Source organism: Streptomyces sp. SCA2-17, from assembly GCF_044336695.1.
In genome coordinates, this window is the sequence record NZ_CP117521.1 from 1,018,950 (window position 1) to 1,041,917 (window position 22,968).

The 22,968-nt window shown below is 73.8% G+C and carries 18 protein-coding genes and 1 pseudogene; 5 read left to right on the forward strand and 14 right to left on the reverse strand.

Features of this window, described 5'->3' with window-relative positions:
- Positions 1-22 precede the first annotated feature (22 nt).
- Positions 23-1,402, reverse strand: coding sequence for a xylan 1,4-beta-xylosidase (locus PS271_RS04530; RefSeq protein ID WP_398380284.1), 1,380 nt, complete (start codon positions 1,400-1,402; stop codon positions 23-25).
- Between the two features lie 159 nt (positions 1,403-1,561).
- Between PS271_RS04530 and PS271_RS04535 the strand changes: the two genes are divergently transcribed.
- The gene (locus PS271_RS04535) at positions 1,562-2,722 is read left to right on the forward strand and encodes a DUF5925 domain-containing protein (RefSeq protein ID WP_398380286.1); all 1,161 of its coding nucleotides are present in this window, start codon (positions 1,562-1,564) and stop codon (positions 2,720-2,722) included.
- A 265-nt stretch (positions 2,723-2,987) separates the two neighbouring features.
- Here PS271_RS04535 and PS271_RS04540 read toward each other — a convergent pair whose 3' ends face one another.
- The 13 genes from PS271_RS04540 to PS271_RS04600 all read right to left on the reverse strand — a co-directional run bounded on the left by PS271_RS04540 (position 2,988) and on the right by PS271_RS04600 (position 18,863).
- Complete coding sequence (locus PS271_RS04540; RefSeq protein ID WP_398380288.1) at positions 2,988-3,359, reverse strand: GntR family transcriptional regulator; 372 nt, start codon at positions 3,357-3,359, stop codon at positions 2,988-2,990.
- Between the two features lie 18 nt (positions 3,360-3,377).
- Positions 3,378-5,243 (reverse strand): asparagine synthase (glutamine-hydrolyzing), encoded by a 1,866-nt coding sequence (gene asnB / locus PS271_RS04545; protein ID WP_398380290.1) that lies wholly within the window; start codon positions 5,241-5,243, stop codon positions 3,378-3,380.
- 189 nt (positions 5,244-5,432) lie between these two features.
- Positions 5,433-6,620, reverse strand: a complete 1,188-nt coding sequence (locus PS271_RS04550; protein WP_398380292.1) for a type III PLP-dependent enzyme — start codon at positions 6,618-6,620, stop codon at positions 5,433-5,435.
- Positions 6,617-8,365 carry an IucA/IucC family protein gene (locus tag PS271_RS04555; RefSeq protein ID WP_398380294.1) on the reverse strand — a complete coding sequence of 583 codons (1,749 nt, stop codon included), beginning with the start codon at positions 8,363-8,365 and terminating at the stop codon, positions 6,617-6,619. The genes PS271_RS04550 and PS271_RS04555 overlap by 4 nt, the downstream gene beginning before the upstream one ends.
- Position 8,366: 1 nt before the next feature.
- Complete coding sequence (locus tag PS271_RS04560; RefSeq protein ID WP_398380296.1) at positions 8,367-9,578, reverse strand: MFS transporter; 1,212 nt, start codon at positions 9,576-9,578, stop codon at positions 8,367-8,369.
- Complete coding sequence (locus PS271_RS04565) at positions 9,575-11,332, reverse strand: IucA/IucC family protein (protein ID WP_398380298.1); 1,758 nt, start codon at positions 11,330-11,332, stop codon at positions 9,575-9,577. The genes PS271_RS04560 and PS271_RS04565 overlap by 4 nt, the downstream gene beginning before the upstream one ends.
- The gene (locus PS271_RS04570) at positions 11,329-12,564 is read right to left on the reverse strand and encodes an ATP-grasp domain-containing protein (protein ID WP_398380300.1); all 1,236 of its coding nucleotides are present in this window, start codon (positions 12,562-12,564) and stop codon (positions 11,329-11,331) included. The genes PS271_RS04565 and PS271_RS04570 overlap by 4 nt, the downstream gene beginning before the upstream one ends.
- A gap of 130 nt (positions 12,565-12,694) precedes the next feature.
- Positions 12,695-13,699, reverse strand: a complete 1,005-nt coding sequence (locus PS271_RS04575; RefSeq protein ID WP_398380301.1) for an ABC transporter substrate-binding protein — start codon at positions 13,697-13,699, stop codon at positions 12,695-12,697.
- A gap of 40 nt (positions 13,700-13,739) precedes the next feature.
- On the reverse strand, positions 13,740-14,621 hold the full coding sequence (locus PS271_RS04580) for an ABC transporter ATP-binding protein (RefSeq protein WP_398380303.1): 882 nt from the start codon (positions 14,619-14,621) through the stop codon (positions 13,740-13,742).
- Positions 14,618-15,673 (reverse strand): FecCD family ABC transporter permease, encoded by a 1,056-nt coding sequence (locus tag PS271_RS04585; protein WP_398380305.1) that lies wholly within the window; start codon positions 15,671-15,673, stop codon positions 14,618-14,620. Before PS271_RS04585 ends, PS271_RS04580 begins: the two co-directional genes overlap by 4 nt.
- Positions 15,670-16,674: a FecCD family ABC transporter permease gene (locus PS271_RS04590; RefSeq protein ID WP_398386671.1), complete on the reverse strand. Its 1,005-nt coding sequence runs from the start codon at positions 16,672-16,674 to the stop codon at positions 15,670-15,672. Before PS271_RS04590 ends, PS271_RS04585 begins: the two co-directional genes overlap by 4 nt.
- A gap of 145 nt (positions 16,675-16,819) precedes the next feature.
- Positions 16,820-18,397: a carboxyl transferase domain-containing protein gene (locus PS271_RS04595; RefSeq protein WP_398380307.1), complete on the reverse strand. Its 1,578-nt coding sequence runs from the start codon at positions 18,395-18,397 to the stop codon at positions 16,820-16,822.
- A gap of 4 nt (positions 18,398-18,401) precedes the next feature.
- Complete coding sequence (locus tag PS271_RS04600) at positions 18,402-18,863, reverse strand: Lrp/AsnC family transcriptional regulator (protein WP_398380309.1); 462 nt, start codon at positions 18,861-18,863, stop codon at positions 18,402-18,404.
- Positions 18,864-18,944: 81 nt separating this feature from the next.
- Between PS271_RS04600 and PS271_RS04605 the strand changes: the two genes are divergently transcribed.
- The 4 genes and pseudogenes from PS271_RS04605 (at position 18,945) to PS271_RS04620 (ending at position 22,963) form a co-directional block, all read left to right on the forward strand.
- Positions 18,945-20,240: an APC family permease gene (locus tag PS271_RS04605; RefSeq protein WP_398380310.1), complete on the forward strand. Its 1,296-nt coding sequence runs from the start codon at positions 18,945-18,947 to the stop codon at positions 20,238-20,240.
- 537 nt (positions 20,241-20,777) lie between these two features.
- Entirely contained in the window at positions 20,778-21,635 is an 858-nt protein-coding gene (locus PS271_RS04610; protein ID WP_398380311.1) for a helix-turn-helix domain-containing protein, read from the forward strand.
- Entirely contained in the window at positions 21,632-21,853 is a 222-nt protein-coding gene (locus tag PS271_RS04615) for a DUF397 domain-containing protein (protein ID WP_398380313.1), read from the forward strand. Before PS271_RS04610 ends, PS271_RS04615 begins: the two co-directional genes overlap by 4 nt.
- Positions 21,854-22,142: 289 nt before the next feature.
- Positions 22,143-22,963: pseudogene (locus PS271_RS04620) on the forward strand (IS5 family transposase).
- Positions 22,964-22,968: the final 5 nt, after the last annotated feature.

The window sequence follows — 22,968 nt, forward strand, 5'->3', positions numbered from 1 at the left end:
GCGGGGCCGGTTGAAGGCTGCTTCAGCCGGTCCAGCGGATCTCGTTGGGCGCCAGGTCCACCGGCTTGCCGTCGACCTCGGCGGTCAGCCGGCGGTCCTGCATGTTGACGACGAGGACGGTGCTGCCCGCGGCGAGCGCGCTGACGGCCTCGCGGTTGTCCCCCGTGACCTCCGGGGTGCGCAGCTCCACGCCGGGCGGGAAGTCCTTGCCGAAGCGGGTCAGCAGGTCCAGCATGGGCAGGCCGCCCCCACCGCCCTTCGGTTCGGTGCTGCGCCACAGGCAGCCGGGGCAGTCGGCGCCGGTCTCCTCGGGGTTCCAGTAGAAGGCCGCGGAGGCGCCCGCTCTGGCGAGCTGCATCATGGCCGTGGCGTGCACGGCGAGGCGGTGCTGCTCGGTCCACATCTTGCGGTCGTCGTTGGCGTCGGCGGGCTCCACGTACCACTCGGACCACCAGACGGGCAGGCCGGTGGACTTGCGCAGCCAGGTGGTCACGTCGGCGAACTTGGCCGTCGCGGCGAACTCGTCGGGGAAGAGCTTGCTGCCCTCGCGGGTGTAGCTGGCGCCGTCGACCACGAGGAAGTCGGCGCCCTTCTTGTGGCTGTTCCAGTACGTGAGGGCGTCGACGGCCCGCTGGTCGACCGATCCCCAGGGCCCGCGCAGGGACGAGGCGTTGGAGGAGGATCCGGGCGGATTGCTGTCCATGCTGATGTACGGGCCGCCGACGGCGTTGGCGCGGTTCTGTTTCTTCAGCTCCGCGTAGACGAGGTTGTACAGCTCCGTGTAGCCCTCGTAGTTCCAGCGGCCCTTGCGCTCGTCGTAGAAGCCCTTGAACTCGTTCCAGACGATGAAGTGGCGGATGTCCGGATAGCGCTTGGCGATGACGCCCGCGAGTTTGGCGAAGTCCTGGTAGTGGGCGCGGTCGGGCGCCTTCTCCAGCGACTTCTGCGACCAGTCGGTGCGCTCGCCGCCGCCCTTCATCCAGTCGGGCGCGCAGCACAGGGTGAGCACGGGGGTCGCGTTCGTCTTGCGCATGAAGGCGACGCGCCGGTCGAGGTCGCCGAAGTTGTACGTGCCGGGCTTGGGCTCGGGGTTGTCGACGCCCCAGCCCATGATGTGCTGGTTCTGCGGCATGGGGGTGGCGGAGAGGAGCCCGGCCGTGGTGCGGCGGGCGGCGTCGTCGCCGCGGTCGGCGCTGTACTGGGTGTGGGTGAAGCCCCAGCCCAGCTCCACGGCCGCCGACTGGCCGCCGCCGGACCCGTCGGAGAGGTCGTCGCCGCTCTGCCGGCTGGTCGCCCACAGGACGAGCAGCAGCGCCAGCGCGAGCGCGCCGGCTCCGGCCGCCACGGCGAACTTCCACCGGCCTGCCCGCCGAAACGTCCGAACTGCGCCACGTCGTCCCATCACGGGCAAGCGTATCCGCGGCCGAATCCCCGTGGGCGCGTTCCGGACGAACGTGGGCAGGTGTCGTGGTTCCGTTCACGGCCCCGTGGAGGGAAAGCCCCGGGTTCCGTCCGGGAATCGGCGAAAACCTGTGTGCGCAAGGGGCCCCGGTGCCGGATCATGGGCGGCATGTGTGCCGACCGCCGACCCAGCGCCAGGAGGCAGGCCCTGCCCACCGACCCGGACTTCACTCCGACCGAGAAATCGCTGCCCATCCGGCTGAACGTGGACGACAGCGACTCGCCGTCCGACGTCATCGACGCCCTCTTCCTGGGCCGGTTCGCCACCGGCGAGCAGCCGTACGCGCACAGCCACTCCGTGGACCGCGTCAAGTCCGGGGCCACCCTGATCCCGCCGTCGGGCCGCGTGGTGCGCTCCGCGCGGGACGACGACCGCAGCGCGAGCCTCGTCGAGGGCGACGGCTGGACGCTGCTGGTCTCCCGCTGGAACCGGGGGGCGGACGTGTCCGTGACGGCCACCACCGACGAGCTGGCCAAGAAGGTGCTCGGCCAGGCCGTCGAGGGCGCGGAGGACGAGCCGGAGCCGCAGCCGGAGCACGTGACCATGGGCTTCTGGTACGTCTCGCCGCGGCGCGGCCCGCACCGGACGACGCGGCAGATCTCCGCCGGCACGTGGGAGGAGGTCCGGCCCAACTACACGGCGCGGGTCGCTGACGCGATGGACCGCCTGATGAAGATCACCCCGGATGACATCGCGGGGCGGCTACTGCTCCTGCACGGCCCGCCCGGCACGGGGAAGACGTCCGCCCTGCGCACGCTCGCGCGGTCGTGGCGGGACTGGTGCCAGGTGGACTGCGTGCTGGACCCCGAGCGGCTGTTCAACGACGTCGGCTATCTGATGGACATCGCCATCGGCGAGGACGACGGCAGCTCCAAGGGCCGCTGGCGGCTGCTGCTGCTGGAGGACTGCGACGAGCTCATCCGCGGCGAGGCCAAGCACACGGCGGGGCAGGCCCTGTCCCGGCTGCTGAACCTCACGGACGGGCTGCTCGGGCAGGGCCGCAACGTCCTGGTCGGTGTCACCACCAACGAGGACCTGGAGCGGCTGCACCCGGCCGTCGTGCGGCCGGGCCGCTGCCTGGCCCGGATCGAGGTCGGGCCGCTGTCCCGCGGGGAGGCGGTGAGCTGGCTGGGCTCGGAGGAGGGCGTCGGCCGCGAGGGCGCGACGCTCGCGGAGCTGTTCGCCTTGCGGCGTGGCAGCGGACCGGCGTCGGTGCCGGCGTCCCGGGACGGCGAGGCGGACGCGGGGTTGTACTTGTGACGCGCCCGGCCTGACAGCGCTGCGGCCGGGGTTGGTCCGGCACCGCCGGACCGGCACGTGGTGGCTGAGCACCGCTGCGGCGGAAGGAACGTGCTCGCCACGGCGGTGCGTGAGCAGGACGTCGCCCGGCGGCCGGGCCTGGTCCGGCACCGCTGGACCGCCACGTAGTGCCTGAGCGCCGTTGCTGCGGAGGAGAAGGCCCGCCGCCGCGGTGCGCAACCACGGCGTGGGAGACCGGCGGTGCCGGACCGGCCGCAGCCCGGTGCTAGCCGTACACCGCCCGCAGGGCGTTTTCCGCTGCCGCGCGGGCGGCCTCGCGGTCCAGGCCCAGGCGGTGCGCCCGCGCAGCGAACTCCGCTGCGGCGGAGGCCGCTTCCCGGGCCGCCGTGTCGCCCGGGGCGGCGATGAAGGAGCCGTGGCGGCCCCGGGTTTCGATGACGCCGTCGGCTTCCAGGGCGCGGTAGGCCTTGGCGACGGTGTTCGCGGCGAGGCCGAGCTCTTCGGCGAAGCCGCGGACGGTGGGCAGCTTGTAGCCGACGGGGAGGTCGCCGGAGCGCGCTCGCTCGGCGATCCGGGCGCGGATCTGCTCGTACGGGGGTTCCGCCGCGTCCGGGTCGACGGTGATCTTCAGGGCCACGCCCGGACTCTACCGCTTCTACAGCTCCAGCACGGTGTCGTGCATACGCAGCCACGTGTCCAGGTTGAGGACGAGTTCGGTGGCGGAGCGGAAGCCTTCGCCGGCGTCGCCGGCGAGGCAGCCCGCGGCGGCCTCGGTGTCGAGCAGGGGCCGTACGGGCGCGTCCTTGTCGGCGAGGACGCGGGCGAGCTCGGCGCGCAGCGCGGCCGCGTAGCGCGGGTCCTGGATGCTGGGGTAGGGGCTCTTGACGCGGTCGGCGACCTTCGCGGGGAGGACGTCGCGGGTGGCGGCGCGCAGCAGGGACTTCTCGCGGCCGTCGAAGGTCTTCATGGCCCAGGGGGTGTTGAAGACGTACTCGACGAGGCGGTGGTCGCAGAAGGGGACGCGGACCTCCAGGCCGACGGCCATGCTGGCCCGGTCCTTGCGGTCGAGGAGGAGCTGGACGAAGCGGGTGAGGTGCAGGTGGCTGATCTCGCGCATGCGCCGTTCGAGGCCGGTCTCGCCGGGCAGGCGGGGCACTTCGGCGAGGGCTTCGTGGTAGCGGGCGTCCTGGTAGCCGGCGAGGTCGAGCTTGGCGAGGAGGCCGCGGTCGAGGAGGGCGGAGCGCCCCCCGCTGTGCTCGCCGGCGAAGCGGTCGGCGGCTCCGGCGGCGGCCCAGGGGAAGGTGTCGGCGTGCACGTGCGCGGGGTCGTGGAACCAGCGGTAGCCGCCGAAGACCTCGTCGGCGGACTCGCCGGAGAGGGCGACGGTGGACTGTTCGCGGATGGCCTTGAAGAGCAGGTAGAGGGAGACGTCGCCGTCGCCGAAGCCGCTGATGGGCATGTCGCGGGCGGTGAGGACGGCGTCGCGGTTGGCCTTGGCCATGAGGTCGGCGGCGTCGAGGACGATGTCGGAGTGGTGGGAGGAGACGTGGGCGGCGAGGGCGTGGGCGTAGGGGCCGTCGGGGGTGGGCCGCAGGGGGTCGGGGCGGAAGTTCTCGGTGTGGCCGGTGAAGTCGACGGAGAAGGAGCGGACCGGTCCCGCGCCGGCGGCGGCGAGGCCCCGGGCCGCGAGGGCGGTGATGGCGGAGGAGTCGAGGCCGCCGGAGAGCAGGGTGCACAGGGGGACGTCGGCGATGAGCTGGCGGCCGACGATGTCGTCGAGCAGGTCGCGGACGTGGCGGACGGTGGTGTCGAGGTCGTCGGTGTGCTCGCGGGCTTCGAGGGCCCAGTAGCGGCGGAGGGTCAGGCCTCCGCGGCGTATGCGGGCGGTGTGGCCGGGGGGCAGTTCGTACATGCCCTTGTAGGCGGCGTGGCCGGGGGTCTTGGTGAAGGCGACGAGTTCGGCGAGGCCTTCGGCGTCGACGGCGGGGCGGACGGCCGGGTGGGCGAGGATGGCCTTGGGCTCGGAGCCGAAGAGGACGCCGTCGGGCAGCGGGTAGTAGTACAGGGGCTTGATGCCCATGCGGTCGCGGACGAGCAGGAGTTCCTCGGTGCGCGGGTCCCACAGGGCGAAGGCGTACATGCCGTTGAGGCGCTCGGTGAAGTCCTCGCCCCACTGGAGGTAGGCGTGCAGGACGACCTCGGTGTCGCTCTGCGTGCGGAAGGTGTGCCCGTGGCTTTCGAGCTCGGCGCGCAGCTCGCGGTAGTTGTAGACCTCGCCGCTGTAGGTGGTGACGAGCAGGGTGCGGCCGCCGCGTTCGACGCGCATGGGCTGGGCGCCGCCCTCGAGGTCGATGACGGCGAGGCGCCGGTGGCCGAGGGCGGCGTGGGGGCCGAACCAGGTGCCGCCGGCGTCGGGTCCGCGGCAGGCCATGGTCTTCGTCATCGCGTCGAGCGTGCCGCGCGCGGCGGTGGGGGCGGTGAAGTCGTCGGCGTAGGAGATCCATCCGGTGATCCCGCACATGGTCGCGGTCTCCCCTTTCGGTAGGCCGTCCCGGGTCGCTTCCGGGTGTGGCTGTCCCCCGTGGGGCGCGGTCCCCGCCTCGGGGGCGGCGGGGACCGCTCGGTTCACCGTACGCCCATGTAGATGCATAGGCCATCCATGTGGTGGTAAAACGCCGGGAAAGCAGTCGGTTCCAGCCAATGCCCCTGCTCAGGACAGGAAGTGGAACGTGGGCGCCGGGTGCATCAGGAAGTCGTGGTGCGAGATGTTCCAGGCGTACGCGCCGGCCATCGCGAAGGCGATCCGGTCCCCCGCCCGCAGCTCGGCCACCGGGACCGCCCGCGCGAGGACGTCCTTGGGCGTGCACAGCTGCCCGCTGAGGGTGACCGGCTCGTCCAGCGCGGCCGGGCGCGGCCAGGGGCGCTCCCACACGTCGGCGGGCAGTACCGTGAAGGGCTGGTCGTGGCCCTTGGCGGCGGGGGTGCGCAGGTGGTGGGTGCCGCCGCGCACGACGGCGAACGCCTCGCCGTGGCTGTGCTTGATGTCGAGGACCTCGGTGACGTACCAGCCGGAGTGGGCGGTCAGGGCGCGGCCGGGCTCGATGCGCAGCCGGTAGCCGGGGTGTCCGACGGCGAGGGCGGCGAGGCCGGCTCCGTAGGCGGCCCAGTCGAAGCGGGCGTGCGGGCGCGCGTAGTCGACGGCCATGCCGCCGCCCACGTTGACCTCGGTGAGGCCGAGGCCGTGCCGCTCGTCGAGGGCGCGTGCCCAAGCGGTGACGCGGGCCGCGACGGCGAGCAGGGCGGGGGCGTCGAGCCCGCTGGCGAGGTGGGCGTGGATGCCGCGCAGCCGCAGCCGGGTGCCGCGCAGCAGGGGCAGGCAGGCCTCGGCGCGGCGCGGGTCGAGGCCGAAGGGGCTGGGGCGGCCGCCCATCGCGAGGGCGGCGCCGCCGAGCTCGCCGTCGCCGGCGGGCAGGTTGACGCGCAGCAGGATGTCGACGGGCTCTTGTCCGGGGCGTTCCGCGGCGAGGGCGGCGAGCAGGCGCAGTTCGCTCTCGCTCTCGACGTGGATGCGCTCGGTGCGCAGGTCGAGGGCGAGCCGCAGCTCGGCCTCGGTCTTGCCGGGGCCGCCGAAGGCGAGCGGCAGGCCGGGGACGGCGTTGCGGACGTGGGCGAGTTCGCCGCCGGAGGAGACCTCGTAGCCGCTGACGTACGGGGCGAGGGCCTGGAGGATCTCGGGGGCGGGATTGGCCTTGGCCGCGTAGCAGAGCTCGACGCCTTCGGGCAGGGCGGCCCGTACCGCGCGGGCGTGCTCGCCGAGGGCGGCGAGGTCGTAGAGGTAGGACGGCAGGTCGCCGGCCGGGAGGCGGCCGGCGAGGGCGGCGGCGCGGGGGGTGATCACGAGGCGGTGCTCCAGGGTGCGGTGCGGGAGGCTTCGGAGAGCAGGTCGGACACGAGCGGCGAGCCGATGCGGACGTATCCGGCGTGCCGGTCGGCCTTGCGCTCCCAGCGGGTCAGCAGGTTGGCCTTGGCGGGCAGCGGGACGCCCGCGACCAGGGCGCGCAGCAGCGGCGGGTTGCCGTGGGCCGCGGACCGGGCGGCCAGCACCCGGCGCAGGGCGGACCACAGTTCGGGCTCCAGGCGGGGGTGGCGGTCGGCGAGGGCGGCGAGCATCTCGGCGAGGTGGTTGACGACCAGGCAGTAGACCACCCGGTCCCAGCCGCGCTCCCGGTCGTAGGTCATGGGCCGGGCCACGTCGTCGCCGAGGGCGGCCAGCGCCTCGGCGTGGTGCTCGGGGAGCAGCTTGGTGCCTTCGAGGTCGCGCAGGAGGACCTGCCGGGGCATGCCCGCCCCGTCGACGCCGACGACGACGTTCTGGAGGTGGGGTTCGAGGACGATGCCGTGGTCGAAGTAGGCGGCCAGCACCGGGGGAACGAGCAGGCCGAGGTAGGCGTCCCACCAGGCCAGGGCGGTCTCGGGGCCGGTGCCCGCCAGCAGCCGGGAGACCTGGGCCGCGCCGGTGGGGTACTCGTCGGCGACGGCTCCGGCGAGCAGGGCGGTCAGGCCCGGCGCGAGGCGGGCGCCGAGGCCCTCGCGGACGATGACGCCGAAGGCCTCGGCGAGCTCACGGCTGCCCAGGTCGAGGGTGCGGTAGCCGGGCTCGCGCAGCAGGTCGGCGCCGGGGAAGCGGGCGGCGAGGCCGGTGGCGGCGGGCTCCAGCAGGCGGGTCAGGGCGACGGCGCCCGTCAGCTCGTACTCGGAGTTCTTGCGCAGGCAGTTGGTGATGCGGATGTTGAGGCTGAACTTCAGGAAGTCCTTGCCGTCGTAGAGCGTGCGCACCGAGGCGGTCGGCGCGAACGCGGGGCCGCGCTCGCCCAGGTCGATCACGTCGCCGCGCCCGGCGGCCGCGCGCAGCAGGGGGTGGTCCCGGAACATGCCGTACTGCCAGGGGTGCGCGGGCAGCAGGACGTAGCCCTCCGGTACGGATCCCTGCCGGTCGAGGGCGGCGAGCGCGGTGGGGGTCGCGGCCTCTTCGCGTACGAGTTCTCTGCGCACGGCCAGGTGGCGCAGGGCGAAGCGGGCGCGGGCCTCGGGGGCGTAGCGGTCCCAGTCCTCGGCGGCGCCGGTGCGGGCCTTGGGCGTGGGGTGGAAGCGGTGGCCGTAGAGCAGGGACTGCTCGGAGTCGACGTAGCGGTCGGTCCCGGCGGGCTCGTCCGCGCCCGGGCGCCGGGCGGCGAGGGCCGCGCTGACGCCGGCGTGGCTGGAGGCCACCTGGTCGAGGAACTCCTCGTTGCGGACGCCGGTGCGCAGCCGCAGTTCGCGGTGGATGAGCTCGGCGAGGGCCTGCCAGGTCAGTTCGGCCCAGCCGCCGCCCTGCTCGCCGTCCCGCTGCACGGTGACCGGCCCGGTGAAGCGGTGGGCGCCGATCAGGGAGGCGCGCCGCAGCCGGACGCGGAGCAGGTCGCCGGTGCGGGGCAGCCGCAGCAGGAGGTGGCCGTCGCTGACGGCGGTCTGGTGCTCGGGTCCGGAGACCTCGCGCAGCAGGCAGTTGAGCAGGGTGTGGGCGACCACGTGGTCGGCGGTGGGCACGCCCGGGACGGCGGACGGGCACGTGGCGGGGGTGGCGATGGGTGCTGAGGAGGACATTTCAGCGGCTCCAGCGGAGGAGGACGGGCGTGCTGATGAGCGCCGTCAGGGCTGCGACGGCGGATCCTGCGACGATGGGCGCGGCCGGGCCCCAGACGTCGTTGGAGAGGGCGGCGACCGCTCCGGCGACGACGGCCCCGGCCTTGGATATGAACTCCAGGGAGCCGAACATCCGGCCGGGTCTGCGGCCGCGGCAGGCGTCGGCGGCGAGTGCGGACAGGCTCACCAGGCCCAGGGTCATGCCCGCGCCGAGCAGCAGCCGCAGCACCACGAAGGAGGCGAGGCTCCCGGCGCCCCAGTGCCCGGCGAGCGCCACGGCCACCAGGGCGAAGCCGGTGACGGCACCGAGCGTCGGGCGGGAGGCGACGGCGGTGTGCACGGGCTTGGCGAGCAGCGGGTAGCACACGTGCGGGAGGGCGAAGAGCACGCCGCCGACGGCTCCGCCGAGGCCGGGCAGCCGGTCCTCGACCAGGGTGATCATGTACGGGTAGGAGACGACGGTGGCGAAGACGAAGGCGAATTCGAGGGTGTAGAGGGTGCGGAGCGCGCGCCGGGGCGAGCTCGCCGCGGCGTCCTCGGTGGTCTCCGTGCTCTCCGGGCCGGGGTCCGGCGCCCGGGGACGCGGCGGTTCGGGCAGCGCGGCCAGCATCAGGGCGGCGGCCAGCGGCAGGACGGCGAGCAGCGCGTACTGCCGGTGCGGGGAGATCCACGGGGAGAGCGAGCCCACGAGGACGGGTGCGGCGACGAGCGCGAGCCGGGCGGCGCCCTGCATCAAGGTCAGGGCCCAGGAGAGCCGTTGCCCGTCGAGTGCCGCGGCGAGGTAGCCGTTGGAGGCCGCGAAGGTGCCGCCGAGGACGCCTTGCAGGACGAGGGCGGCCGTGAAGCCGGGAAGGCTGTCCGCCCAGCCCGCGAGCAGGAAGGAGACGGCCAGGCCCAGCTGGGCGCGGAGCAGCAGCCGTTTGCGCCCGTAGCGGTCGGCGAGCCGCCCCCACAGGGGTGCCCCGATCGCGCCGAACACGGTCGGCACGATGTAGAGCAGCCCGGCCCAGCGGGCCTCGCGGTCGCCGAGGGAGGGCAGGATCTCGGTGAGGTAGGGCGGCAGGCCGAGCGCGGCGAACGAGGCGACGAAGTAGCAGGCGGCGACCGCGTGGATCTGGCGGGTGCGCAGCGACGCGGGCGCCTGGGCCTTCGTGCGCTCCAGGACGGCGGTCACCGCGCCTCCCCCCGCAGGTAGTTGGGGCCGTCGACGTAGTGCTTGTTGATGTCGGCGGCGCCGGAGCGCTCCTTGGTCAGCAGGGTGCCGGCGGTGATCATGGCCTTGACGGGCAGCCGGTCGGCGTCGAGGACGCGGGCGCGCAGCACGCCCGCCGGGCCTTCGGGGAGTCTGCCGACCGCCTCGGCCAGCCGGTCGCGCAGCTGGTCCAGCCACTGCCGCAGCGGTCCGCGGCCCAGGCGGGCCAGCTCGAAGGCGAGGGCGCCGGCGCACAGGTGGACCGTGATGGTCGCGAAGACGTCGGCCACGGGTCCGTCGCCGCCGACGAGGATGCGCCGGTCGTCGAAGCCGAGCAGGTCCGCGGCCTGGCCGCCGATGCGGGCCGCGAGGCGGACGGAGTGCACGCGGGGGCCGTCGTTGTCCTTCAGCAGCAGCCGCAGCCGGGGCCGTCCGTCGTACGCGTCGAGCACGACGGAGGTGTTCTGCTGGTGGGACTCCAGGGCTATGCCGTACGAGAAGAGGGTGGTGTGCCAGTCCAGCAGCAGCGTGAGGTAGGCGTCGAGGAGGGCGGCGAGCGAGCCGCCGTAGTACCGGTCGGCGAGGGCTTCGGCGACGAGCCGGCCGTCCGGGGTGCGGGCGAGGAGCCCGGCGACGGTCACCACGTGGGCGTCCTGGAGCCCGGCCGGGTAGCGGCGCACGAGGGCCGCGAGGAGCTCGTGGTCCGCGCCGAGGTGGGTGGTCTCGTCGGCGAGGAGCACGGCGTCCGCGAAGCGCGGCTCGCGCGCCACGATCTCTTCGAGCAGCCGCTGGCCGACCTCGCCGTCGAGGAGGGTGCCGGGCTTGATGGTGCGCCGGTTGCGCTGCCCCAGGGTGGCGGTGGCGAGGGGGAGCTTGAGGTGGGTGCCGGGGTCGTCGGCGACGGCGACGGTACGGGTCGACAGGGTGGGGATCACCTCCAGCCAGGGCTTCTCGGCGAGGTGCGCGGAGCCTTCGAGGCCGCGGGCGCGCAGCGCCCCGGCGAGCGGGGCGCCCGCGGTGAGGGGGTGGACGGGCAGGGCGAGGTGGGTGGCGTCGAGGGCGGGCAGGCCGAGGGCGGCGGGGGTGGGCCACCAGGGGGGCAGCCCGGCGCGGCCGCCGGTGACCGCCTCGCGCGGCAGGGCCAGCCAGCGCAGGGCGAAGGAGGGGTGGAATTCGGGGGTGTACGCGCGTAGTTCGGCTTCGGAAAGGCCGGAGCGTGCCCGTCCGGTGGGGTAGACGGGGTGGTCGCGGTAGGCGGCGAGGGTGTCGTAGGCGAGGCTGCCGCGCAGGCCGGTCCACTCGGCGGTGCTGCGTCCGTACGCGGCGGCCAGCCGTCCTACGGTCTCCTCCCGTACCGCGCCGTGCAGCTGCACGGTGGCCAGGGCCTCGTGGCACTCGGTGCGGAAGGCCTCGTACCCGGCCCGGTCCTCGGGGGCGACGGCGCCGTGCAGCCGGGCCAGCACGGGTTGCAGACCCCGTACGGGGCCGCCGGCGGTGTGCAGGACGGGCTCGCGGGCCCGGATCTCGCACTGGAAGCCCTCGGGGGCCACCGGCAGCAGCAACGTTTCACCCGGGACGGGGAGCCGGAGCCAGTCGCCGTCGGGGCGGTGCTCGGTGACGGCCTTGCTGCGCAGCTGGTACGCGTCCTCGCGCAGCAGGGTGCTGAGCACCCTGCCGAGGAGCTCGTCCTCCACGGCGCCGTGCGTGGCGGGGGCGGCCGTCGCGGCCGTGCTCATGAAACGATCTCCCATCGCTGGGCAGACAGGAAGTCCGCGACGGCACGGTCGATCCGGTCCTGGTCGGTACCGGTCGCCCGCAACACGCCTACGTAGTCGCGGTTCGTGCGGTAGAGCGGGTGGTCCTCGCCGAGCTCGCGCAGCGGCCGGTAGACCAGTCGCACGCCGTCGTGCTCGGTGTCGCTCGCCCCGGGCGCGGACTTGAGCGTGCCGCCGCGCCCGGCGCACACATACTCCATACGTACCCGGCCGTCCGTGCGCGCACCGAGTTGGGCCGGGAGCTGCTCGCCGAGGTGGGTGCGCAGGACGTGCTCGAAGAGGGGGACGTCCAGCAGCTGGGCGAGGGTGAGGTCGCACTGGTCGCCGATGGCACGGTAGTTGACCTCGATGAGCCGGGCGCGGTCGCCCTGGGCGACGTACTCGGTGTGGCAGATGCCGAAGCCGATGCCGAGGGCCTTGAGCTGGGCGAGGAGCTGCTCCGTGTGCGGCTGAAGCGGGGCGGGCAGGAGGCGCATCCGTTCTTCGATGAAGTACGGGGGCGGGGAGAGTTCGGTGTGGAAGGAGGCGAAGGCGTGCAGCGTGGTGCCGTCGCCGAGCGTTTCGAGGGTGTGCAGCTCGCCGTCCAGGTACTCCTCGACGACCAGGGCGGTGCCGGGGCGGCGGGCGCGGATCTCGCGGCAGCGGTCGGCCAGCGCGGCGGCGTCACCGACGAGGACGACGTCCTCGCTGGCCACGCCCTCGCGGGGTTTGACCACGCACGGGAAGGGAGCGCCTTCGAGGCGGCCGTCCGCGAGGGCGTCGAGGTCCTCGTCGGGGCCGAGTTCGGCGGACCAGACGGCGTCGAGGCCCGCCTCGGCGAGGCTGCGGCGCAGCTCGGCCTTGTTCTTGGCGCGCAGGGCGGCCCGCCAGTCCTTGCCGGGGAGGCCGAAGTAGTCGGCGGCGAGGGCGGCCTGGGTCTGGAGGTGGTCGCTGTTGGTGAAGACCGCGTCGGGCGCTCCGAGGGCCGAGATCCGGCCGATGACTTCACGGAAGTCGCGGACGTCGCAGGCGGCGAGGCGGAGTTCGGGCAGGGGGGCGCCGCCGTGGGCGACGTGGCGCGCGTAGGCGCGGCGGTGGGCGTCGGGCTGGTCGGTCAGGAGGGTCACCGCGAGGCCGAGGCGGGCGGCGGCGGGCAGGAAGCCCTCGGTGACGGAGTCGGTGGGGTTGAGCGCGAGGAGATACAGCCGGCGCACGGGTGGGCCTTTCGCGGGCAGGAGCGTGCTGGTGGGGGGAGCGCGGGGAAGGGCTTCCGCCGGGCCGCACCGCAGAGGCGGCCCGGCGGAGGAAGGGGGACGGCCGGGCTTGCACCCGGGCGGCCCGGGCCTACCGGGGCGCGGGGACGCCGGCGGCCTTGGCGATGTCGTCCACGACGTGGTTCGCGGCCTGGATGCCGATGCCGGACATCCACGTCTCGTCCGGCACCTGGACGACCTTGTCGTTCTTGACGGCGCCGAGCTCCTTCCAGAGCGGGTTGTCCTGGACGGCGGACTGCTGGGTCTTCTTCGGGTCGTCGGCGACGGTCACGAACATCAGGTCGGCGTCGGCCTTGTCGATCTGCTCCGGGGAGACCTCCAGCATCGCCTTGTCGACGTCCTGCGACGCGGGGCGGCGGAGGCCGACGTCGGAGAGGACGATGCCGCTGAAGGACTGCTTCTGGTAGAGGCGGGTGGGGCCGGCGACGAAGCGGACGACGGACGCGGTGGGCATCGTGCCGTCGTTCTTCTTCTTGATCTCCTCACCCAGGGCCTTGGCGCGCTTCTCGTACGCCTCCATGGCCGCCTGCGCCTCCTTCTCCAGCCCGAGCGCCTCGGCGTGGACCTTCAGGTTGTCCTTCCAGGGGGCTCCGGTGGTCTCGGTGAAGACGGTGGGGGCGATGCCCTTGAGCTTGTCGTAGACCTTGGCGTGGCGGACCTTGGAGGACAGGATCAGGTCGGGCTTGAGCGCCATGATGCGTTCGATATTGGGCTCCGCCATGGGGCCCACGTCCTTGGTGTCCTTGGTCTTGCCGGAGAGGTAGGAGGGGAACCCCCCCTCGGTCTTCATGTGGGGGGAGACCGCGCCGACCGGCTCGATGCCGAGCATGGTGACGTCGTCGAGTTCGCCGGTGTCGAGGACGACGACGCGCCGCGGCTTCTTCTTGATCTCGGTGGTGCCCATGGCATGGGTGACCGAGCGCGGGAAGCCGGTGCCGGCGGCTGCGGGCTGGTCGTCGTCCTGCTTCGTCTCGCCGTCGCCGCACGCGCCGAGGGCGGCGGCGCCGATGATCACGGTGAGAGAGGCGGCGAACACTCTGCGCATGCGGTTCTGGGCCGGCCGGAGCACGGTCATGGTGGGGTTCCTTTTCGGGCGGTGGGTGAGTGGGGGGGCGTCAGGAGGTGGTTCGCGCCGCGCGCTTGGCGGACCGGGCGCGGGGCACGACGAGGGGGGTGCCGGTCTCGGGATCAGGGACGACCCGGCACGCGACCCGGAAGACCTCCTCGACGAGTTCGGCGGTGAGGACGTCCGCCGGGGGCCCGGCCGCGGCCGGCCGGCCCTCGCACATGACGACCAGGTGGTCGGCGTAGCGGGCGGCCTGGCCGAGGTCGTGCAGGACCATCACGACCGTCCGCCCGGCCTCGGCGTTGAGCTCCTCGACCAGGTCGAGCACGTCGAGCTGGTGGCGCAGGTCGAGGAAGGTGGTGGGCTCGTCCAGGAGCAGCAGCGGGGTGTCCTGGGCGAGGGCGAGGGCGATCCAGGCGCGCTGGCGCTGGCCGCCGGAGAGCTCGTCGACGGCGCGGTCGCGCAGCACGGCGGTGCCGGTGCGGGCGAGGGCCTCCTCGACGGCCGCCTGGTCGGCCCGGGACCAGGGGGTGAGCATCCGCTGGTGGGGGTATCGGCCGAGGCGTACGAGGGCTTCGACGGTGATGCCCTCGGGGGCGACGGCCTGCTGCGGGAGCAGGCCCATGCGGCGGGCCAGCGCGCGGGCGGGCATCCGGTGGATGTCGCTGCCGTCGAGGGTGACGGTGCCGGCCGTGGGGGCGAGCAGCCGGGCCATGCCGCGCAGCAGGGTGGACTTGCCGCAGGCGTTGGGGCCGACCACGGCGGTGACGGCGCCGCCCGGCAGGGCGAGGTCGATGCCGTCGACGACGACCGTGCCGCCGTAGCCGAGGGTGAGGGCGTGGGCGGCGAGGCGGCCCGTGCCCGCTGCGGCACCGGCAGGGGCCGCGGTGCTCGCAGCACTCGCATGCGTGGAGGGCTTCGTGGCGCTCATCGGGTGGTACTCCCAGCGTTGGGCTTCAACTGACGCAGCATCAGTACGAGCAGCCAGGGCGCCCCGAGCGTCGCGGTGACGACGCCGACGGGCAGCCCGTGCACGGGCAGCAGGTGCAGCACGATCAGGTCGGCGCCCAGCAGCAGGGCGGCTCCGGTCAGGCCCGTCAGCGCGAGCGTGCCCAGGGTGGGCGGCCCGGCGAGGAACCGCACGACGTGCGGGACGGCCAGGGCCACGAAGCCGATGGGCCCGGTGAGGGCGGCGGCGACCGAGGCCAGGACGACCGCGAGGAGGAGCAGGTGCAGCCGGGCGGCCCCGGGGGCCAGGCCGAGGGCGCCGGCGGCGTCGTCGCCCAGGTCGAGGACGGCGAGCCGCCGGTTGCAGGCCAGCGCGAGGGCGATCCCGGCGAGGATCGCCGCTCCCCCGGCGCCGAACTCGGTCCAGGTCCGTCCGTAGACCGAGCCGGTGGTCCACTGGAGTGCGGTGGAGGCGAGCTCGCGGGGGAAGCGCACGATGAAGAGGTTGACGGCGGCGGCGAGCCCCGACTGCACGGCGATGCCGACGAGGACGAGCCGGGAGACGGTGAACCCGCCCCGCCAGGCGAGCAGTCCGAGCAGGACGGCCGCGAGCAGCCCGCCCAGGAGGGCGGCGAGCGGGGTGTAGGCGGCCGAGGCACCCGTGGCGATGGCGGCCACCGCGCCCAGGGAGGCGCCGCCGGTCACGCCGACCACGTCCGGGGAGGCGAGGGGGTTGCGGGCGACGCGCTGGAGGAGCGCTCCGGCGACGCCCAGCCCGGCGCCGGCCACGAGGGCGGACAGCACGCGGGGCGCGCGCAGTTCCTGAACGAGCATCACCGTGCCGGGGTCGCCGAGGCCCACCAGGCCGCGCAGGGCGTCCACCGGCGGGACGGACACCTCACCGGTGCCGAGGCCGACGGCCGTCAGCACGACCAGCAGGGCCACAGCGGCGGTGCTCAGCAGCGCGGTGCGCCGGCGCTGCCGGGCGAGCGCACGGGGGACCGCCGGGGCGGGGGTGGTCGCAAGGGGGGTCATCGCGCCACCTTCCGGGCGAGAAAGGCCAGCAGCGGGGCACCGAGCAGGGCGGTGACGATGCCCACTTCGAGTTCGACGGGCCGCAGCACCAGGCGGCCGGCGACGTCCGCGGTGAGCAGCAGCAGCGGCCCGGCGACGAGGCAGCCGGGCAGCACCCAGCGGTGGTCGTTGCCGACGAGCTTGCGTACGAGGTGCGGGGCCGCGAGTCCCACGAAGGAGAGGGGTCCCGCGACCGCGACGGAGGAGGCCGCGAGCAGCACGACCGCGAGCCCTCCGGCCGCGCGGACCCTGGCGACGGGGACGCCGAGCGCCTGCGCGGTCTCGTCGCCGAGGGCGAGGGCGTTGAGCGCGGGCGCGACGGCGAGGGCGAGGACGAGGCCGACGAGGAGCGGCACGAGGACCGGCAGCAGGATGTCGGCCTGCCGTCCGGCGAGCGACCCGGCCAGCCAGAAGCGGGCCTCGTCCAGGGTGCGGTGGCTGGTGAGCATCACCGCGGAGGTCCAGGAGATGAGGACGGCGTCCAGCACGGTGCCGCCGAGCGCGAGGCGTACGGGGTCCAGGTCGCCGGCGCGGCGGGCGAGGGAGAGGACCGCGAGCGTGGCCAGGGCGGCGCCGGCGAAGGCGAACCACAAGTACTGCGCGGGGTGCGAGAGGTGCAGCGCGTAGCTCGCGACGACGACGGCGAAGCCGGCCCCGTGGTTGATGCCGAGCGTGGCGGGCGAGGCGAGGGGGTTGCGGGTGATGCCCTGGGCGAGGGCGCCCGCGAGGGCGAGCGCGGCGCCGACGACGAGGCCGATCACGGTGCGCGGCACCCGCAGGCCGGTCACGACGAGGCCGTCGCGGCTCCGGTCGTCGTCAACGAGGGCGTGCCACACCGTCTCCAGGGGCACCGAGCGGGAGCCCAGCGCGAGGCTGAGCGCCGCGCAGAGGGCCAGCAGGGCGACGCCGCCGAGCAGCAGGGCGGCCCGGCGGGCCGGGGCCGGACGCCCGGCGGCGGGCACGGCGGAGCCGGGGGCCGCCGTGGCGGCCCCTGGAGCGGTCTCGTTCACGAGGGAGACCCTAGGTTAGGTAAGGCTTACCTTGTCAATTCTTCATGGAACGCACACTCTCCCATGCCCTCAATGCCCATTTATGGGCGCCGGGGCATCACGTTCCCAGCCCGATCCGGCGGTAGCGCGCACGCCTGTCGGCCAGGCGTTCGCCCTGCTCGCGGGCGCGGAGGGCGGCCATTTCGGCACCGAGAAGGGCACCGAGGTGCGGCAGAAAATCGCCGTCCGCGGCGTCCGCCGGGCCGGTGTACGGGGCTTGCTCCGTGCCCCCGTCCGGCTCCTCGACCACCACGTCCACGATGCCGTTGGCCAAGAGGTCCGCGGACCGTACGCCCTGCCGCCCGGCGACCTCGTAGGCCCGGTCCGTCGTGCGGTACAGGATCGCCGAGGCCCCCTCGGGCGGCAGCGGCGACAGCCACGCGTGCCGGACCGCGACGACCCGGTCCGCGGGCAGCAGCGCGAGCGCCGCGCCGCCCGCGCCCTGACCGAGCAGCAGGCACAGCGTCGGCGCGGGCAGGGTCACCAGGTCGGCCAGGCAGCGCGCGATCTCGCCGGCCAGGCCGCCCTCTTCGGCGTCGCGGGACAGCGCCGCTCCCGCCGTGTCGACCACGGTGAGCAGCGGCAGGCCCAGCTCGGCGGCGATCCGCATGCCGCGCCGGGCGGCGCGGAGCCCGGCGGGGCCGAGCGCCTGCCCGGCGGCGGGCACACCGCTCGCGCCCGCCCCGGCCGTCGCCCCCGTACGGCTTCCGCGGTCGTGCCCGAGCACCACGCAGGGCGTGCCGCCGACGTGCGCGAGGGCGAGCAGCAGCCCGGGGTCGCGCTCCCCCGCGCCCGTACCGCTGAGGGGGGTGACGTCGGTGGCGGCGGCGTCCAGCAGGGCGCGGACGCCGGGGCGTTCGGGGTCACGGGAGCGGCGAATCGATTCTTCCGCGGAGGGGGCGGGGGCGGCCGGGGAGCTCCCGGCAGGGGCGGCGGGGACGGGAGCGGACGGCTCGCCGCACAGCACCCCCAGCGCCCGCGCCACGACCCCCGGCAGCTGCTCGGCGGTCAGCACGGCGTCCACCAGCCCGTTGGCCAGCAGGTTCTCCGCGACCTGCACCCCCGGCGGGAACTCCTCGCCGTACAGGGCCTCGTGGACGCGCGGCCCCAGGAAGCCGATGAGCGCGCCCGGTTCGGCGGAGGTGAGGTGCCCGAGCGAGCCCCACGAGGCGAGGACGCCGCCCGTCGTGGGGTGCCGGAGGTGGACGAGGTAGGGCAGGCCGGCCGCCTTGTGGTCGGTGATGGCGGCCGCGACCTTGACCATCTGGAGGAAGGCCACCGTGCCCTCCTGCATCCGGGTGCCGCCCGAGGCGGGCGCCGCGAGCAGCGGCAGCCGCTCGGCCGTGGCCCGCTCCACCGCGCGCACCAGCCGCTCCCCCGCCGCGACGCCGATCGACCCGGCCAGGAAGCGGAACTCGCACGCCACCACGGCCACCCGGCGGCCGTGCACCCGCCCCTCGCCGGTGACGACGGACTCGTCGAGGCCGGTGCGCTCGCGCGCGGCGAGGAGGTCGGCGCGGTAGGCGGGGTCGTCCGTCGTGACCTCGACGGGCTCGTCCCAGCTGCTCCAGCTGCCGGGGTCCACCACGGCGTGGACGAGGTCGAGGGCGGAGGTGCGGTGGTTGCTCGCGTTCATGCCGTCACCCTGTCACGAGCGGCCCCACCACGTCTTTGGTCACGTGCTGGTAGATCACGGAGCTGCGGAAGCCCACGACCTCGCGGCGCCCGGAGAAGCGGTCCATCAGCAGGCTGTGCAGGTCGTCGACCTCGGGCACGGCCACGTGCACCAGGAAGTCGTCCCCGCCCGCGACGACGTACACGTTGAGCACCTCGGGCAGCCCGATGAGGTACGCCTTGAAGCCCTCGATGACCTCCCGGCTCATCGGCCGGATCCGCACCGACAGCAGCGCCTGCACCGGCCGCCCCAGCGCCCGCAGGTCGACCGTCGCCCGGTACCCGGTGATCACCCCGCGCTGACGCAGCGCCCGTACCCGCTCCAGGCAGGTGGAGGGGGCGATGCCGAGGGTCCGGGCGAGGTCGCGGTTGGTCTGCCGTGCATCGCGCTGGAGTTCCCTGACGATCGCCGAATCTATGTCGTCCATAAGGGCACATGATGCCGCACGCACCGAATTTGATTCGGCAGGAGGCCTTTTCTCCCACTGGTCGAGCTAACTTCACCACCCGTGACCGTACGAACCACTCATGCTCCCGCCCCTTCCCGGCCGTCCGTTCGGGGCCTGGGCGTCGGCAGCGGCACGGCCCTGTGCGCCGGTGCCGTCCTCGGCCCGGGCGTCCTGGCCCTGCCCGCGCTGGCCGCCGACGCGGCCGGGCCGGCCTCGATCCTGGCCTGGCTGGTCCTGCTCGTGACGAGCGTGCCCGTAGCGCTGTCGTTCGCCGCGCTCGGCGCGCGGTTCCCGGACGGCGGCGGGGTCGCGACCTTCGTGCACCGGGCGGCGGGCCCGCGGGCCGCGGCGGCGGTCGGCTGGTGGTTCTACGGGGCCGTGCCGATCGGCGTCGTGGCGGCGGCCCTCATCGGCGGCCAGTACGTGGCCGGGGCCCTGGGGCTGGGCCCGGTGGCGGCCGCGGCCATCGGGGCCGTGGTGATCGCGGCGTCGTTCGCGGCCAACTGCGTGGGCCTGCACCTGTCGGGGCGCGTGCAGTTGCTGCTGGTGGCCCTGCTGGCGGCGGTGCTGGCCGGGGCCGCGCTCGCGGCAGCGCCCCACATGGCCTCCGCGCACTTCACCCCGTTCATGCCGCACGGCTGGGGCTCGGTGGGCTCGGCCGCGGGCGTGCTGTTCTTCGCCTTCGCGGGCTGGGAGGCGGCCAGCCACCTCTCGGGCGAGTTCGCGAACCCGGCCCGCGACCTGCCGAGGGTGACGGTGTACACCCTGGCCGCCGTCTCCGTCCTCTACCTCGGGCTCGCCGTGACGACGATCGGCGCGCTCGGCCCGGCCGCCGCCGGCACGGACACCCCGCTGACGGACCTGCTCGCGCAGAGCGCGGGCACGGCCGCCCGCCCGATCGCCGCCGCGGCGGCCCTGTTCCTCACCTTCGGCGCCGTCAACACCTACCTCGCCGGCGCCTCCCGCCTGGGCGCCGCCCTCGGCCGCGACGGCGCCGCCCCCCGCTGGCTCGCCCGCGGCGCGGCCCCGGGCGAGGTCCCGCGGCGCAGCCTGGCCGTACTGGCGGGCGCCTGCGCGGCGGTCGGCACGGCAGCCTGGCTCGCCGGCGGCGACCTGGACGCCCTGATGCGCGCCACGTCAACCTGCCTGGCCTCAGTAACCCTGGCGGGCCTCTTGTCGGCGCTGGCCCTGCTCCCGCGCCGGACGTGGCTCTGGTACGCGGGGATCGCCAGTTCCGTCCTTACGGCGGGGGTACTGGCCTTCTCGGGGATCCTGTTGCTGATACCGGTGGTGTTGGCAGGCTTGTCGTGGGGCTTCACGACGCTGGCGGGACGGGGGCGGGCGCGCCGGGCGTAGCCGCGACTCACTTCCCCCAGCGACTCGCCGAGTTGGCCTGCCGCACTTTGGCACTGAGCAGCTGGGAGTCGGTCGCCCGGCGGTGTGCCTCCGGCTCGGGCTCTCCGCACTTGCATGAGGACAGCGGGCCGGGCGAACTGAGATCAATGCCATGGGCGGTCGCCCAGACGTAGACCTTGCAGGACGGGGACGGGGGCTCGGGCGCCGGGACCGGGGAGGCTTCGGGCGGTGCGGCGGGGGTTGCATCGGAAGCGGCGAGGGCTTCCTTACGGACACGAGTTCCGAACCCGAAGGTCCGGAACCATCCCGTGCAGCGGGCGATAAAATGACGCACGTTGACGCTCCTGGTGCAGCGTTGACCACGCCCCGGGGCCGTTGCAGCGGTCGCCGGGGTCTTCTTCTGGCCAGAAGCATGCACACCCTGCTCTCAGCCAGCAACGAAAACCGCGAAAGTGCATCGGAACGCGTGAACGTTGGCTGCACTTGTCGGCCCCTCCGGCAGACTGAGGGCCACACCGCCACCCCCGGAGGTTCGAAGTGCCCGCACTGCCCACTGTGCGCCGCCGGATTCTCGGCGCCGAACTACGCCAGCTCCGCGAGGGGTTGGGGCTCACCACCAGCGAAATGGGCGAGCGCATCGGTTGGCACCAGTCCAAGGTGAGCCGGGTGGAGAGCGGACGCTCCGGTATCCGCACCCAAGAGGTCTCCTCCGTGCTCGACGCCTACGAGGTAGCCACAGCCGACGCCCGGGCCTCCCTCTCGGCACTTGCCACGGAGGGCAGGCAACGGATGTGGTGGACGCCCTACTCCGACGTGATCACATCGAGGTACGCCTCGTACATCGCGCTGGAAGCGGACGCGACGTCCATGAGGAGCTTCCGCGACACGCTGATCCCCGGTCTGCTCCAGACTCCGGAATACACCCGCGCAGTACTCAGCGCGCTCCAGCCGGACCTGGCTCCGAACGCGATCGACGCCTTGGTGAGCGTCCGGCTTTCGCGGCAGAACGCCGTTCTCCGTCGCAGCGATCCGCTCGACCTACGGGTAGTGCTCGACGAAGCAGCGCTGCGCCGGGCGATCGGCGGCGCACAGACCATGGCTCAACAGCTCCGCCACCTGCTGGAAGCATCCGAAGAACCCCACATCGCCTTGCAGGTACTGCCGTTCGCGGCGGGCGCGCACGCCGGGATGACAGGATCGTTCATGATCCTTCAGTTCCCCGTCCGGAGCGATCTCGACGTCGTGTACACCGAGTCCCACACGAGTAGCATTCAGCTGGAGCGAAAGTCCGACCTCGCGACCTACAGCCAGCTGTTCGAGAACATCTGCGCAGCAGCGCTCAACGCGGTGTCATCGCGCGACCTCATCGCACACGTCATAAAGGATCTCGAGTGAGGCACCCAAACCGGCGAGAGAGGGACCCCGGAGGCGTCACCTGGCGCAAGAGCACGCACAGCGGGCACCAGGGCGACTGCATACAGGTGGCGGACGGCGTCGCCGACATGGTCCCCGTCCGCGACAGCAAGAACCCCCACGGCCCCACCCTGGTCCTCCCGGCCAGGGCGTGGGCCGCTTTCGTGTCCCACGTGAAGGGGGCGGGCCTGCCGCGTTAGGTACCGTCCGGTGGCTGGGATCCGTGGTTCGGGTGCGGGTGAGAACAGGCCGGCAGCGGAGGAGGGTTGGGGGGGGTTGCGCTTGTCGGAGGCGACTTGCGGTGGGTGGGCGGTTGGCCGCCGTACTCGCGCCGTCACGGATGCGGCTGCGTGAGGAGACCGGACGCTCCGTCCGTGGCTGAGGGGGAGCGGGCTGCTGCCGCGATGTGGTTTCTCCCGTCGCGGGCGTTCCACTAGGGAGTGTCCGACGGGTCGGGTGACGGGCTTGCGAGCAGATCGTTCGCTTGGTGTGGGGCGGGGAGATCTATCAGATACTGAGTGGGCTCGGCTGCGGCCGCACCTTCCGAGGAACGTCGGTCGGGGTGGACGGTGGAAGAACCACCGCACCGTCATCAACGGCATCCTCTTCCGTCAGCGGACCGGCATCCCGTGGCGGGACTTACCCGCGCGGTTCGGCAAGTGGAAGACCATTCATGATCGGCACCGGCGTTGGTCGGCGAACGGCACATGGGAGAAAGTCCTGAGGGCCGTCCAGAGCAACGCCGACGCGGAGGACCGGATCGACTGGAGTGTGGTGAGTGTGGATTCCACGGTGTGCCGTGCCCATCAGCATGCCGCCGGGGCGACGAGGGGATCGGTCGTTCACGCGGCGGTCTCACGACGAAGATCCACCTAGCGAGTGATGGCAGATGTCGCCCGCTGGCCATCGTGGTCACGCCCGGACAGTGGGGTGACGCGCCGCAGTTGATCCCGGTGCTGGACCGAATCCGTGTCCCGCGTCCGGCGGGCGGGCACTCACGGACGCGCCCGGATCACATGTGCGGCGACAAGGCGTACAGCTCGCGCCGAAACCGCCGTTACCTGCGGCGACGGCAGATCCAGCACACTATTCCCGAGCGCCGGGACCAGCGAGCCAACCGCCGGCGGCGCGGCAGCCGGGGCGGTCGCCCCGCTGGTTTCGACCGGGCACGGTATGCCCGCAGGAACGAAGTCGAGCGGACCCTCAATGCTCTCAACGGCTTCCGCGCCGTGGCGACCCGGTACGACAAGAGAGCGTACGTCTTTCACGGAGCGATCACCCTCGCCGCGATCCGGCTGTGGGTTCGTTGATGATC